We start from the raw sequence: 14,856 nt of genomic DNA on the forward strand, positions 1-14,856 counted from the left end.
ATGGGAAAGCCGGGAGCGTTCCTGGCGCACGGGCGCGTCACGCACCGCCTGCGCGACATCGATGAGCGCGCGCGGGATTTCAACCCGCTCTACGTTGAGGTCGACGAGGAGGAGCAGCGCATCCAGGCGAGCCGCTGCATGATGTGCGGCGTGGCCTTCTGCCAGGCCGGCATCTCCTTCGGCGACGCGCGGCCGAGCGGCTGCCCGCTCCACAACCTCATCCCCGAGTGGAACGACCTCGTCTGGCAGGGGCGCTGGGACGAGGCGGCGGCGCGGCTCGCGCTCACGAACCCGCTGCCCGAGTTCACGAGCCGCGTGTGCCCGGCGCTCTGCGAGGCGGCATGCAACCTGGGGTCGGTGGAGGGCGAACCCACCGCGATCCACGACACGGAGCGGGCCATCTCCGACTTCGAATGGGATCACGGCGGCCCCACGCGCTTCCCCGCGCCTACGGACGGCGCGCCCCGCGTCGCGGTGGTCGGCTCGGGCCCCGCGGGGCTCGCGAGCGCCTGGGAGCTCGCGCGGCGCGGCTGCCGCGTAGACATGTGGGAGCGCGCCGACCGCGCGGGCGGCCTGCTCATGTACGGCATCCCGCAGATGAAGCTCGAGAAGGAGGTCGTGGCGCGCCGCGTCGCGCTCATGGAGGAGCTCGGCATCACGTTCCACCTGGGTGTCGATGCGGCAGACCCCGAGGTTGCCGCGCGCATCGCGCGGGACGCGGACGCGATCGTCCTCGCCGTGGGTGCGCGCCAGGCGCGGACGCTCGACGTCCCCGGCATCGACGCGGCCGGCGTGCACCAGGCGGTCGACTACCTCACGGGCGCCACGCAGGCCTACCTCTCGGGCGAGGCTCCCGCGGTCTCCGCCGAGGGCAGGGACGTCGTGGTCATCGGCGGCGGCGACACCGGCAACGACTGCGTGGGCACGGCGGTGCGCCAGGGCGCGCGGAGCGTGCGCGAGCTCGAGGTGCTTCCCGAGCCGCCCGAGACGCGGCGCGCGGACAACCCCTGGCCGCAGTGGCCGACGGTAAAGAAGACCGATTACGGCCAGGAGGAGGCCATCGCGCTCATGGGCGGCGAGATCCGCTCGTGGAGCTGCGACACCGTGCGCATCGAGACGGATGAGCAGGGGCGGGTGAGCGGCGTGACCGTCGCCGACCTTTCGTGGGACGCGGGCGCGCCCACACGCGTTGCGGGCAGCGAGCGCACGCTCCCGGCGCAGCTCGTCCTCATCGCCTGCGGGTTCACCGGGGCCGAGCGCGCCGTGTACGAGGCCTTCGGCTGCGACTTCCCCGCCCCGGGCGCCGGCAGGCCGCTTCCGCGCACGCAGGCGGGCACGCACCGCTGCGAGGTTGCGGGCGCGGCGGGCGACGGGGCCGCGCCGCAGCCCCCGGTCTTCGCCTGCGGGGACGGCAAGACGGGCTCGTCGCTCGTGGTCTCGGCCATCGCCGACGCCCTCGCCTGCGCAGAGGAGGTCGCCCGCGCACTCGACCTGTGACGGCAGACGGCGGCGGGCGCGGCATGGCGCGACGCAGGCAGGGTGCATCGCGAGGCGCCCGCGTGCCGGCCCCGCCGCCACACGGGCCGCGCGTGTGGTACGCTTTCGCGTTATGCCCACCCCGCGGCAAGGAGGTACCCCATGCGCATCGATGACATCTTCGCGCAGGCGAAGGAAGCCGGGCGCACGCCCGTCTCGTTCGAGATGTTCCCGCCCAAGGGCGAGCTCACGCTCGACCGCGCCCGCGAGGCGGCGGGAGCCCTGAGCGCGCTCAGCCCCGACTTCATCAGCGTGACGTGCTCGGCGGGCGGCGGCGGCAACTTCGGCCAGACGGCCGCCATCGCGCACATGATCGAGGACGAGTTCGGCGTGAGCTCCGTGGCGCACCTCACCTGCATGTCGCTCACGCGCGAGCAGCTCGCGGCGCGCGTGGAGGAGTACCGCGCCGCCGGCGTGCACAACGTGCTCGCCCTGCGCGGCGACCGCCCCACGCCCGAGAGCCCCGCCTTCGGTGCGCCGAGCGACTACGCCTATGCCGCGCAGATCATCCCCACCCTCGTGGAGGCCGGCTTCTGCGTGGGCGGCGCCGCCTACCCCGAGGGCCACATCGAGTGCGAGGACCTCGCCACGAGCGTGCGGCACCTCAAGCTCAAGCAGGACGCCGGGGCGAGCTTCTTCGTGACGCAGCTCTTCTTCGATAACGAGGTCTGCTACCGCTTCCTCGACCTGGCCGAGAAAGCCGGCATCACGATCCCCATCACCTGCGGCATCATGCCGTTCATGAGCCGCGCGCAGATCAGCCGCATGGTCTTCATGTGCGGCGCGTCGCTCCCCTCGCCCGTCATCAAGCTCCTCGCGAAGTACGAGGACGACCCCGAGAGCCTCGTCAAGGCGGGCATCGACTACGCCTGCCGCCAGCTCGTCGACCTGCGCGACCACGGCGTCGACGGTCTGCACGTCTACACCATGAACCGCCCGTCGGTCGCCCGCGCCGCCATGGGGGCGCTCTCGTGAGCGAGCGCCCCGCGGATCCAGGCGCCCTTCAGGCGGACGCGCCCGCACACACGGACGGCACCGGGGCGCTCCCCCTGGGTACCCCGTGCCCCTGGAGCCCGCCCGCGGCCGCGCTCCGCGTCCCGCGCGCCGAGATGCTGCGCTACCTGGGACATACCGGGCAGAAGATCGAGGACGGGCTCGCCGCGCGCATCGAGGCGGCCGCAGCGGATGCCGAGCGCGTGTCCGCGCCGCGCGGGGTGCGCGCCGCCTTCGCCGTCGACGCGAGCGGTGCGGATGCCGCGGGGAACCCCTGCATACGCCTCACGGGGACCACGGTCGAGCTCACAGGGCGCGACATCTACCGGCACCTCAAGGACGCCGAGGCGGCCGTCGTGCTCGCGGTGACGCTCGGCATGGAGAGCGAGCGGCGCCTGAGGCTCCTCGGCACCCTGCAGCCGCTCGATGCCGCGCTCTTCGACGCCGCCTGCTCGGCGCTCGTGGAGGAGGCGGCGGAGGCGCTCGACCGCGCGGCGAAGCAGGAGGCGGCGCGCTTCGGCCTCACGGGCAACTGGCGGTTCTCCTGCGGCTACGGCGATCTGCCGCTCGAGGCGCAGGGCTCGCTGCTCGACGCGCTCGACGCCCGCCGCGCGCTCGGCATCACGCTCACGCCCTCGAACCTCATGATCCCCGCCAAGAGCGTCACCGCCGTCTTCGGGCTCTTCCGCGCGGACGCCCTGGGCGGTGGCTCCGTCCCCGCGGCGGATGCCGTACGGAGCTGCCGGGGCTGCGCCCGCGCCGGCGGCTGCGCCTTCCGCTCCCGCGGCACCCGCTGCTATAGGTAAAATTACCCCAGGGGTATTTTTACATCTGGAAGGTGAGCCATGTTCAAGCCACGTACACTCGATGCGCTGCGCATCGCCGACGACGACCTGCGCGCGGTGCTCGAAGGGCGCCGTCGCCTGCTCTTCGACGGCGGCATGGGCACCATGCTCCAGGCGGCGGGCCTCGCCGCCGGGGCGCGCCCCGAGCTCATCACCCTCTCGGACCCCGAGGCCATCACGCGCATCCACGCCGCCTACGTCGAGGCGGGCGCCGAGGTGATCACGACGAACACCTTCGGCGCGAACCGCCTCAAGCTCGGCGACGCCGCGACGGTCGACGAGGTCTTTACCGCGGCCGTCGCTGCAGCGCGGGCGGCCGGCGCCCGCTATGTCGCCGGCGACATCGGCCCCACGGGCGCGCTCATGCGCCCGCTCGGCACGCTCTCCTTCGACGAGGCCTACGAGCTCTTCGCCGAGGAGGCGCGCGCCGCCGCGCGGGCGGGGGCGGACCTCATCATCATCGAGACCATGACCGACCTCGCCGAGATCCGCGCCGCCGTGATCGCCGCGCAGGAGAGCTGCGACCTGCCCATCTTCGCCACCATGACCTTCGAGCCGGACGGCCGCACGTTCCTCGGCACCTCGCCCGAGATCGCCGCCCGCACGCTCGAGGCGCTCGGCGTCGAGGCCCTCGGCATCAACTGCTCGCTCGGCCCGGCGCAGATCCGCCCCTTCGCCGAGCGCATGCTCGCCGTGACGGACGTGCCCGTCATCGTGCAGGCGAACGCCGGCCTCCCCCGCTCCGAGGAGGGGCGCACCGTCTACGACATCGCGCCCGAGGCCTACGCCGAAGCCGTCTCCGGCATGCTCGCCGACGGCGTCGCCATCGTCGGCGGCTGCTGCGGCACGACGCCCGACTACATCCGCCTGCTCGCGCGCGCGATGGAAGCGCGCGGGCGCGCGCTGGAGCCGCGCCGCTGCCCCCGCCCCTTCGTCGCGGCGAGCGCCCAGCAAGCCGCCGTGCTCGACGGCCGCTCCATCGCGGTCGTGGGCGAGCGCATCAACCCCACGGGCAAGAAGCGCCTCCAGCAGGCGCTGCGCGAAGGCGACCTCGCGCACGTCATCGGCCTCGGCATCCAGCAGCAGGAGCAGGGTGCCGACATCCTCGACGTGAACGTCGGCCTGCCCGGCATCGACGAGCGCACGACCATGCTCCGCGTGGTCGAGGAGCTCCAGGCGTCCACCGTGCTGCCCCTGCAGATCGACTCGAGCGATGCCGAGGCCGTCGAGGCGGCGGCGCGGCGCTACGCGGGCATCCCGATCATCAACTCGGTGAACGGCACGCAGGAGAGCATGGACGCCGTGCTGCCCATCGCCGCGCGCTACGGCTGCGACATCGTCGCGCTCACCCTCGACGAGCACGGCATTCCCGAGACCGCCGAAGAGCGCGTCGCCATCGCCGAGCGCATCGTGCGCGCGGCTGCGGGCTACGGCATCGGCCCGCACCGCATCCTCGTCGACTGCCTCGTGATGACCGCCTCCACGAACCAGCGGCAGGCGCTCGGCATCCTCCGCGCCGTGTCGGCGTGCCGCGAGCGCCTGGGCGTGCACTGCGCGCTCGGGGTGTCGAACATCAGCTTCGGCCTGCCCGCGCGCGGCCTCCTGAACGCCACCTTCCTCGCGGCCGCCTTAGGCGCCGGGCTCGACGCGCCCATCATCAACCCCGCCTCCGAGCGCATCATGGACGTGGTGCGGAGCTTCAGGGTGCTCAACGCCGAGGACGAGGGCTCCGCCGCGTTCATCGACCGCTACGCCGGCGCGCCCGACCCCTATACCGCGTCGGGCGGGCAGGCCGCGGGCGCCCCCGCCGAGGGCGCGCACCAGGCGGACGCCGAGCGCGGGACGATCGAGCACCTCATCCTCACGGGGCGCAAGGGCGACATGCCCGCCGCCACGCGCGCGGCGCTCGAGCAGCTGGAGCCCATGGAGGTCATCTCCCGGCACTTCATCCCCGCCCTCGACGAGGCGGGCGATCGCTTCGACGCCGGGAAGCTCTTCCTGCCGCAGCTCATGGCCACCGCCGAGGCGGCGCGCGCCGGCTTCGACGTCATCCGCGAGCGCATGCCCGCGAACGCGGAGACGAGCGGGCGCGGCATCTGCCTCGCCACGGTGAAGGGCGACATCCACGACATCGGCAAGAACATCGTGCGCATGCTCCTCGAGAACTACGGCTTCACGGTGTACGACCTCGGCCGTGACGTCGCGCCCGATACCGTGCTCGCCGCCGTGCGCGAACACGGCACGCCGCTCGTCGGGCTCTCCGCGCTCATGACCACGACCGTGCCCGCCATGGCCGAGACGATCGAGCTCCTGCACCGCGAGGCGCCCGGCGTGTGCGTCATCGTGGGCGGCGCCGTGCTCACACCCGACTACGCCCGCCAGATCGGCGCGGACTTCTACGCCAAGGACGCCGCGGCCGCCGCGCGCATCTGCCAGGAGGAGCTGGGCGAGTAGGCCGGGCGCGCGGGCGAGGCCACCGGGCGGCACCCCGGCGCCGAGGTGCCGCGCGCCATGTTAAGGGCATGCGGAGAACGTGCCCCGGCGGCGCGCCGCCCCGCCCGCCACGGTAGAATGATGGGAACCCGGCAGATAGGAGCATGTATGGCCATCACGCCCGCAGAGATCGCCGAGACCCGCGGCATGGTGCTCGAGCAGCACCTCGACATCCGCACCATCACCATGGGCATCTCGCTCATGAGCTGCGCCGACGAGAGCCTCGAGCGCATGTGCACCAAGGTGTACGACCACGTGACCAGCACCGCCGAGCACCTTGTGGAGACCGCGGAGGGCCTCGAGCGCGAGTACGGCATCCCCATCGTGAACAAGCGCGTCTCGGTGACGCCCGTGGCGCAGATCGCCGCCGCCTGCCCGGACGAGGACCTGACGCCCCTCGCCCACGCGCTCGACCGCGCGGCCGAGACGCTCGGCATCGACTACCTGGGCGGGTTCTCCGCGCTCGTGCAGAAGGGCATCGGGAACGCCGACGCCCGCCTCATCCGCAGCATCCCCGCCGCGCTCGCCCAGACGAGCCGCGTGTGCTCGAGCCTGAACGTGGCGAGCCTGCGCGCCGGCATCAACATGGACGCGGTGCTCATGGCCGCGCAGGTCATCCGCGACGCCGCCGAGCTCACCGCGGACGCCGACTCCGTGGGCGCCTCGAAATTCGTGGTCTTCTCGAACATGGTCGAGGACTCGCCGTTCATGGCCGGCGCCGTGCACGGCAGCGGCGAGGCGGACGCCGTCATCAACGTGGGCGTCTCCGGCCCCGGCGTCATGGCCGCGGCGCTCGAGGAGCTCCCCGAGTCCGCGAGCATGATGGAGGTGGCCGAGAAGATCAAGCAGACCGCTTTCAAGATCACGCGCGCCGGCGAGCTCATGAGCCGCGAGGCCGCGCGGCGCCTGGGCGTGGAGAAGGGCATCGTCGACCTCTCGCTCGCCCCCACCCCCGCCGTGGGCGATTCCGTGGCGCGCATCCTCGAGATCATCGGCGTCGGCACGTGCGGCGGCCCGGGCACCACCTGCGCGCTCGCCCTCCTGAACGACGCGGTGAAGAAGGGCGGCGTCATGGCCACCTCGAGCGTGGGCGGGCTCTCCGGCGCGTTCATCCCCGTCTCCGAGGACGCGGGCATGATCGAGGCGGTGGAGGCCGGCGCGCTCTCGCTCGAGAAGCTCGAGGCCATGACCTGCGTGTGCTCCGTCGGCCTCGACATGATCGCCATCCCCGGCGACACCCCCGTCGAGACCATCGCGGGCATCATCGCCGATGAGATGGCCATCGGCGTCATCAACAACAAGACCACCGCCGTGCGCATCATCCCCGCCATCGGCAAGGGCGTGGGCGACGCGGTCGAGTACGGCGGGCTCTTCGGGCGCGCCCCCATCATGCCCGTGAACCCCTTCGCGGGGACGGTGCTCGCCCACCGCGGCGGCCGCTTCCCCGCCCCCCTCAACTCGCTCAAGAACTAGCTCTAGGGGGTGGATGGGCATGTCCTCCTCCGTGCTCAGACAGTCCTCGCTGCGCTGCGGAACTGCGCGCGGAGGAGGACATGCCCATCCACCCCACAAACTTTTCCTTTGTTCTTGAAGCGCCGAGAACGCATCGGCCGACGCGATGGAGAGCAGCCTGAACTGTAATCTATGGTGACTGGCTCCGGGTTCGCGGCGGTGTTCTCCGCGCGCAGTTCCGCAGCGAGCGAAGCGAAGCGAGGACTGTTTGAGCACGGAGAACACCGCCGCGAACCCGGAGCCCCAGTAAAGGAGGATGCGGATGAAAGCATTCACGCGCGCCCTGGCGGGCATCACGTGCGGTCTTGCGATCGTGCTCGGCATCTTCTCCCTCGCCTGGACGTTCGCGCTCGAGGGCACGCCGCTCGAGGACGCCATCGGCGTCGGGCTCACGAACGCCGCGCTCGATGCCTCCGGCGTGAAGGGGCGCATGGAGGATGCGCTCCGCTCGAGCACGGGCGCCATCGCCGAGGCGACCGGCATGTCGGAAGACCAGGTGAACGCCGCCATCGACCAGCTCGACATCTCGTCGTGGAGCGCCATGGCGCTGCCTGCCGACGCGACCGCCACGGGTTCCTTCACGACGAGCTACCAGGGCGCGGAGGCGACCGTCACCACGTACGCCGACCCGTCCTACATCACCGTCGACGCCTACGGCCAGACCATCACGCTCAGCGTGCCCGAGAGCGCGCAGCAATACGTCTCGCTTCTCGGCTACCTCTAACGCCCGCCGAACCTACGCCCCGGCATCGGGGAGGGCGAGCGTGTAGTCCCGGCCGTCGGCCATCGTGAGCACGAGGTCGGAGCCGTCGAGCGCGAGGTCGACCACATTCCCCGAACCCTCATAGAAATCGCCGGGCAGCGAGCCGTCGCCGTAGAGGTAGCTCTGCACAAGGCAGCCATCGGCGCTGTTGGAAACGATGTAGAGCACGCCGTCGTGCAGGGCGAACCCCACGGGCGTGCCGGGGATCTCGAAGAGCGCTGCCACCGCGGCGTCCTCGGTGCCCTGCCGGCGCGCGAAGGCGTAGCCGTCACCGTCGGAGATGATGAGGTACGTGCTGCTGCCGTCGGCGATTTCCTCGCCGGCATCGAAGCGCGCCACGCCGTCAGGAGCGGCTGCCTCCCCAGCCGATGCCCCCGCGGCCGCCCCGCCACCGGTCGCACCGTCGTCGAGCAGGACGGCGACGAGGGCCCGGCCGCCCACGAAGAGCACCGCTGCGGCGAGCGCGCAGCCGATGAGGACAGATAGGATGGTGACCGCGCGCCGCCCGCGCCCGTCTCGCGCGACCGGGGAAGCCGCCCCGTCGCGGCCTGCGCGCAGCGCCGTGCTCGCCGCTCCCGCCTGGCCGACGCCGGCCGCCTCGCGCCGCGCGCGATCGAGGTCGCCGGCATGGGAGCGCGCCGCACGGTGCGCGGCCTCCGCCGCATTGATGAGCGGCCGCACGCCGCCCTCGGCGCGCGCGCCCGCCCCGCGCGGGTCGGATTCGGTTCGAAGATGCTGCGCCATGCCGTCCCCCATCGTCTCGACGCGCCGTATCGATCACGAACCCAAGCGTAGCATCTCGCGGCGCGCCGACCCTGCCGAGCACCGAAGACCACGGTATCGGCGCGAATCACCGGGGCGACAGCGATCCATCCCCCCCACAAGACGGATGGCACGGGAAAGCGCTATCCTGTTGCATCGGAACCCACGAACCCCCGGAGGCCCTTATGGAGTCAGCGCTTCTGAGCGTGCTCTCGTTCGTCACGATCATCCTGCTCGGCATCGCCGCCGCGCGCTTCAGCCTCATCGGCAAGAGCGCCGACAAGCTCATCTCGACCATCGTGTTCAAGCTCACGCTGCCCGCGACCATCATCCACGCGTTCGGCACGACCGAAGTGGCGCCCGCGATGCTCGGCATCGTGCTCGTGGGGTTCGCCTGCTCGGCCATCCCCTACGCGATCGCCTTCTTCGTCACGCGGCGCATGGACGCCTGCGACCGCCCGCTCTTCCTGTTCGGGGCGGGCGGCATGAACATCGGCTGCTTCGCCCTCCCCTTCATCCAGGCGATCTTCCCCGCATCGAGCGTCGTGACGGTCTGCCTCATCGACGCCGGCAACTCCATCGTGGTCACCGGCGGGTCGTTCGCCCTCACGAAGGCGCTCCTGAGCGGTGACGCCGAGGGGCACCGCGGCCGCGCGATGGCGAAGCGGCTCTTCTCGTCCATCCCCTTCGACTGCTACATCGTGCTCATCGCGTTTGTGCTCCTGGGCATCCGCGTGCCCGACGCCGTTATCTCGTTCGTGGAGCCCATCGCGAACGCCAACGCGTTCCTCTCGCTGCTCATGCTCGGCCTCATGACGAGCACGCATGTCGGGGAGGGCAAGCTCGACAAGCTCGTCGGCGTGCTCGGCCTGCGCGTGGCCGTGAGCCTCGCGCTCTCGCTCGCCGCGTTCTTCCTGCTGCCGTACGACTACCTCACGCGCTGCGTCATCGCCACGGTTATCTGGGCGCCCATGTCCGCGCTCGCGCCGCTCTACACGCTCTGGTGCGGCGGCGACCACGGGCTCGCCGGCCTTGCGGGGACGATCAGCATCGTCCTCGGCATCGCCGCGATGCTCTGCGTCATTACCTGCTCCGGCGTGCTCTAGGCGCCCGAGGAAATCGACCCCGAGCGCCCGGAACGGCCGGCCGCGCCCAACCCGATCAGCTGCACCCGGTCGTGGTGCCGCAATCCATGCAGACCTTGCACGTGCCGTTCTGCACCATGCGCGAGCTGCCGCAGTTGGGGCAGGTGCTGCCGTCGTAGAGGCGCTCGCCGTGCAGGGCGGCGTCGTGCACCGCCTCGTTCACGAACGCGGCCGTGTAGAAGTCACCGGTATCCACCGACCCGGTCTCCTCCTCGAGCTCCTGCTCCTTCACGGCCGCGAGGCGCGTGAGCTCCTCCTCGCTCGCCACGGGCTCCTCATCGAAGGCGGGCTCGATGCGCACGGGAACCGCCGCAGGCGCGGGCGTGGCGCCGGCGATCTGCCCCCAGCCCTCGGGCTTCACCTGCACGCGCGTGTAGTCGCCCAGCTCGATGTCGATGACCTTGGAGATGAGGTCGGAGATGGAGGTAACGTACTTGATGTTGGGGTGGCTCTGCACGAAGCCGTACGGCTCGTACATCTGGCCGCGCAGCATCTTGGAGATGTTCTCGGCGGGGATGCCGTACTGCAGCATCACGGAGATGGTCTTGGACAGCGAGTTGAGGAGCCCCATGATGGTCGTGCCCTCGCGGTCCGTGGTGACGAACAGCTCGGAGATCTTCCCCTCCTCGTTGCGGTTCACCGTGGTGTAGATCTTCACGCCGTCGATCTGCGCGAGGTGGGTGCGGCCGCTGCGGATGCCCACGATGCGGCGGCGGCGCGCCGGCTGCGCGTCGGAGGCGAGCTGCTGCTGCGCGCCGCGGGCGTACTCGAGCAGCGCGGCGTATGATAGGTCGCCCAGGTCCTTCTCGCCGGTGTCCTCGGTGAGCGAGGTGTTGAGCGGCTGCGCGTTCTTCGACCCGTCGCGGTAGAGCGTGATACCCTTGCAGCCCGTCTGCCAGGCGAGCGTGATGACGTCCTTGAAGTCCTGGACGGTCGCCTCGTGCGGGAGGTTCACGGTCTTGGAGATGGCACCGGAGACGAGCGGCGTGAGGGCCGCCACCATGAGCACGTGGCCGCGCGGGGCGATGTAGCGCTCGCCGGTGCCGCACACGTTCGCGGTGTCGAAGATCGCCAGATGCTCGGGCTTGAGGTGCGGTGCGCCCTCGATCTTGCCGTCGACGATCATGCCGTTCTCGTCCGTGGCCTGCACGTAGGCCAGGATGTCGGCCACCTCGTCCTCGGTGTAGCCCAGATGGCGCAGGGCGTCGCCGATCACCGGGTTCGCGATGGTCATGAAGCCTCCGCCCGAGAGCTTCTTGTAGATCATGTGGCTGAAGAACGGCTCGATGGAGGTCGCCGCGCAGTCCATGGCGAAGCTGATGGTGCCGGTGGGCGCCATGACGCTCACCTGGGCGTTGCGGTAGCCGTAGCGCTCGCCGAGCTCCTCGGCGAACGTCCAGCTCTCGATGAGCGCGCTCGCGAGCTCGCCCTCGCCCGCCTGCTCGAGCAGGTCGAAGTCGACCACCGGGGGCTCGATGGTCAGGTCCTCGAAGGCGTCGTTGCGCGCGCCCGCCACGCGCGCGTGGTTGCGGATCACGCGCTCCATGTAGCGCTTGTTGATGCCGTAGCACTCGAAGGGCCCCACCTTGCGCGCCATCATGGCCGAGACGGCGTAGCTGCGGCCGGTGAGCGTGCCCACGATGGCGGACGCGAGCGCGCGCGCCTCGCGCGAGTCGTACGGCATGCCCTTGGCCATGAGCAGACTCGCGAGGTTCGAGATGCCCAGACCCGTCGCACGGAAGCGGTAGGTCTTGCGCGCGATGTCCTTCGTGGGGAACTGCCCCCAGGCGATGGACGCCTCGAGCGCGAGCTGCACGACGTCGATGGTGTGCTCGAAGCCCTCGACGTCGAAGGTGTCGGTCGCGGGATCGTAGTAGCGGAACACGTTGATGGACGCGAGGTTGCAGCTCGAATCGTCCAGGAAGGCGTACTCGCCGCAGGGGTTCGTGGAGTTGAGGCGGTTGTAGGAGGCACCCACCACGCCGTCCTCGCCGCCGGGGCAGGTGTGCCACTCGTTGAAGGTGTCGCTGAACTGCGGCGCCGGGTCGGCGCAGCGCCAGGCGCTCTCGTTGAACACATCCCAGATGTGCTTGACGGAGACCTCGCGGTTGAAGCTCGGGTCGACGCGGCCCTTGAGCTCGTAGGTGACGTCCGGGTCCTCGGGCAGCGCCATGACCTTCGCCATGAACTCGTTGTCGATGCGCAGCGAGTTATTCGAGTTCTGCCCCGAGACCGTCGCGTACGCCTCGCCGTTGATGTCGCCGTCGTAGCCCATCTTCATGAGCGCGAGCGCCTTGTCCTCCTCGCGCGACTTCCAGGTGATGAACTTCTCGATGTCCGGGTGGTCGATGTCCAGGCAGACCATCTTGGCGGCGCGACGCGTGGTGCCGCCGCTCTTGATGGCGTCCGCGTTGCGGTCGAGGCCGCGCAGGAAGCTCATGACGCCGCTCGACACGCCGCCGCCCGAGAGCTTCTCGCCCTCGGCGCGCAGGGCGCTGAAGTTCGAACCGGTGCCGGAGCCGCCCTTGAAGAGCTTGGTCTCGGTGACGTACTCATCGGAGATGGAGTGGTCGCCCAGGAGCTTGTCCTGGACGCTCACGATGAAGCAGGCGCTCGCCTGGGTGCGCGTGTACTGGTCGATCGATTCCACGACCTCGCCGCTCTCCGGGTCGACGTAGTACATCTCCTGCGGCTCGCCCGCGATGCCGTAGCTGCGCTTGAGGCCGGTGTTGAACCACTGCGGGGAGTTGGGCGCGAAGCGCTGGTCGAGGATGAGGTAGACGAGCTCGTCGTAGAGGATCTGCGCCTGCTCGCCCTCCTCGACCATGCCCTCGTCGATGAGTGCGGCGACCCAGAAGTCCACCATGCGGTGCGCCACCTGGCGCATCGAGACCTCGTGCCCCGTCTCGGGCACGCCTGCGCGGCGGAAGTACTTGGAGGCGATGATGTCGACGGCGTTCTGCGAGTACTGCACGGGGAACTCGAGATCGTGCATCTCGCACAGGGTCTTGCCCGTCTTGTAGTCCGTGAGGTGCACGTCGCGCTTCGACCATTCGAAGAGGTCGTACACCGTCTTCCCGGCGTTCTCGGGCGCGTCGAGCGCAGAGGTGAAGCGGCGGCAGATGAGCTCTTCGACCGTGGTAGCCATGGGTTCCTCGCTTTCGGGATATGGTTGACGCTGCGGTGAGTATCGCAGACCGTGCGGACAAACGAGTGCCGCTACAGCGCCTCGCGCGATGTGGCAGCGGATTCGATTGTAGCAACTCACCCACCGAAAACGGACAACATATTGAGCTATTCCGTGAACGGTACCACAATATGTTGTGTTCCTCTGAAACGAAACTGCAGGAAAGCCCCGAACGGAAACGGCGCGCCGCCCCTTCGCAGCACGCCGTTTCGCGTATCTCCCCAAGAACTAGATGTAGTGCCGGGTTATGTCGTCTGCGTCAACGGGCTGGCTACTCGACGTCGAACAGCCAGTCGAGCTCGCTCTCCCACGTGTCCTCGTCGACGACCCAGCTGCCGTTCTCGTACACGAGGTCGATGGTCATCTGGTAGCCGTCGTTCATCTCCGCCGCCTCGGCCGCCTCGATGAAGATCATGCCCATGCGCTGGCAATCCTCCTCGTAGGTGGTGTGCGCGTAGTCATCGGAGTTCATGTAGGCCTCGAGCATGTAGTTGTAGTTGTCGATGAGGTCGAACACGTCGCGGCACGTCACCGTGGCGTACACCGTCGCCTCGCCGATCGACTCGTACACGTAGACGTCGTCGATCGTGTACGAGAAGCCGTCGAGCATGATGCGCGCGTACTCCTCGGGGTCGACGCCGCAGGCCTCGAGCGTCTCGTCCGTCTGGTTCTCGAAGCCTTCGTTCACGATGGCGCCCACGAGCGCGAGCGCCTCCGGGTCGGCGTTCTGCAGCTTGTCGAGCTCGGTCTGGGCGGCGAGCGTCGCCTGCTCCTCGGAGTCCTCCGGCACCTCCTCGCCCGAATACGACGGCGCGGGCTCGTCCGCGGGGTCGTCCATGGGCTCGTCGTAGGTCACGTCGCCCGTGCTCGCGCTCGGATCGCTCAGGCCGGGGATGACGACGAGCACGAGGATGAGCGCGACGGCGACGAGCAGCACGCCCACGATGCCGCCGACGATGATGCCGGTGTTCGACTTCTTCGCCGGGGGCGCGGGCGGCTGGGGCGCCGGCTGCGTGGGCGCACCCGGGGCGGTGCCATCGGGCTGCGCGTACGCCGGGGGCTGCTGGGGAGCCGCCTGCTGCTGCGGGATCTGCCAGCTCGCGGGCTGCGTGTACCCGGCGCCCGCCTGGCCGTTCCACGGGTTCTGCTCGGGGGTCGGCGCGGGCTGCTGGGGCACCGCGGGCGGCTGCTCCGGTGCGGACGCATCCGGCACCCCAGCCGCAGGCGGCACGGGCGGCTGCCCCGGCATCGGGGGCACGGGCTGTGCCGGCTCCGGCGCGGGCGCCTGCTCGGGTGCGGGCGCATCCGGTGCGGGCGCCTCGGACGCATCCGGCACAGGCGGCATCGGCAGCGGCTGCTCCGGCGCGGGCGCATCCGGTACCGGCTCCGGTGCAGGCACCGGCTGCTCGGGCACCGGCGGCATCGGAAGCGGCTCGGGTGCGGCCGGCGCTCCCTGCACCTCATCGACCGCGCCGGCGGCGGGCGCATCGGCCTGTGGCTGCGCCGCAGGGGGCACGCCCTGCTGTTCCTGTTCGCTCATGATGGTTCCTCCCCTCCGCGCCAAGGCGCAAAGACACGTTGCGCCCATTATATAGGAGGGGCGGGTACGTTATCCCGCCA

General features: G+C 70.4%; 10 protein-coding genes. 7 read left to right on the forward strand and 3 right to left on the reverse strand.

Features of this window, described 5'->3' with window-relative positions; translation table 11 throughout:
* The 6 genes from B5G02_RS00335 to B5G02_RS00360 all read left to right on the forward strand — a co-directional run bounded on the left by B5G02_RS00335 (position 1) and on the right by B5G02_RS00360 (position 8,103).
* On the forward strand, positions 1–1,497 hold the full coding sequence (locus B5G02_RS00335) for a glutamate synthase subunit beta (protein WP_094334723.1): 1,497 nt from the start codon (positions 1–3) through the stop codon (positions 1,495–1,497).
* Positions 1,498–1,638: 141 nt separating this feature from the next.
* On the forward strand, positions 1,639–2,511 hold the full coding sequence (locus tag B5G02_RS00340) for a methylenetetrahydrofolate reductase (RefSeq protein ID WP_094334724.1): 873 nt from the start codon (positions 1,639–1,641) through the stop codon (positions 2,509–2,511).
* Complete coding sequence (locus B5G02_RS00345; protein ID WP_094334725.1) at positions 2,508–3,335, forward strand: vitamin B12 dependent-methionine synthase activation domain-containing protein; 828 nt, start codon at positions 2,508–2,510, stop codon at positions 3,333–3,335. The genes B5G02_RS00340 and B5G02_RS00345 overlap by 4 nt, the downstream gene beginning before the upstream one ends.
* 39 nt (positions 3,336–3,374) lie before the next feature.
* On the forward strand, positions 3,375–5,828 hold the full coding sequence (locus tag B5G02_RS00350) for a homocysteine S-methyltransferase family protein (RefSeq protein WP_094334726.1): 2,454 nt from the start codon (positions 3,375–3,377) through the stop codon (positions 5,826–5,828).
* Between the two features lie 147 nt (positions 5,829–5,975).
* The gene (locus B5G02_RS00355) at positions 5,976–7,340 is read left to right on the forward strand and encodes a PFL family protein (protein ID WP_094334727.1); all 1,365 of its coding nucleotides are present in this window, start codon (positions 5,976–5,978) and stop codon (positions 7,338–7,340) included.
* Positions 7,341–7,641: 301 nt separating this feature from the next.
* Positions 7,642–8,103 (forward strand): hypothetical protein, encoded by a 462-nt coding sequence (locus B5G02_RS00360; RefSeq protein ID WP_094334728.1) that lies wholly within the window; start codon positions 7,642–7,644, stop codon positions 8,101–8,103.
* A 12-nt stretch (positions 8,104–8,115) separates the two neighbouring features.
* Here B5G02_RS00360 and B5G02_RS00365 read toward each other — a convergent pair whose 3' ends face one another.
* Positions 8,116–8,886, reverse strand: coding sequence for a hypothetical protein (locus B5G02_RS00365; protein WP_094334729.1), 771 nt, complete (start codon positions 8,884–8,886; stop codon positions 8,116–8,118).
* 203 nt (positions 8,887–9,089) lie between these two features.
* Here B5G02_RS00365 and B5G02_RS00370 point away from each other — a divergent pair, with 203 nt between their 5' ends.
* Positions 9,090–10,010 (forward strand): AEC family transporter, encoded by a 921-nt coding sequence (locus B5G02_RS00370; protein ID WP_241146097.1) that lies wholly within the window; start codon positions 9,090–9,092, stop codon positions 10,008–10,010.
* 55 nt (positions 10,011–10,065) lie between these two features.
* Here B5G02_RS00370 and B5G02_RS00375 read toward each other — a convergent pair whose 3' ends face one another.
* Together B5G02_RS00375 and B5G02_RS00380 are read right to left on the reverse strand one after the other, a co-directional pair.
* Positions 10,066–13,197 carry a vitamin B12-dependent ribonucleotide reductase gene (locus tag B5G02_RS00375; protein WP_094334730.1) on the reverse strand — a complete coding sequence of 1,044 codons (3,132 nt, stop codon included), beginning with the start codon at positions 13,195–13,197 and terminating at the stop codon, positions 10,066–10,068.
* 310 nt (positions 13,198–13,507) lie between these two features.
* Positions 13,508–14,776 (reverse strand): hypothetical protein, encoded by a 1,269-nt coding sequence (locus tag B5G02_RS00380; RefSeq protein WP_094334731.1) that lies wholly within the window; start codon positions 14,774–14,776, stop codon positions 13,508–13,510.
* Positions 14,777–14,856 lie beyond the last annotated feature (80 nt).

This window comes from [Collinsella] massiliensis, from assembly GCF_002161605.1.
In the GTDB taxonomy this organism is placed as follows: domain Bacteria; phylum Actinomycetota; class Coriobacteriia; order Coriobacteriales; family Coriobacteriaceae; genus Enorma.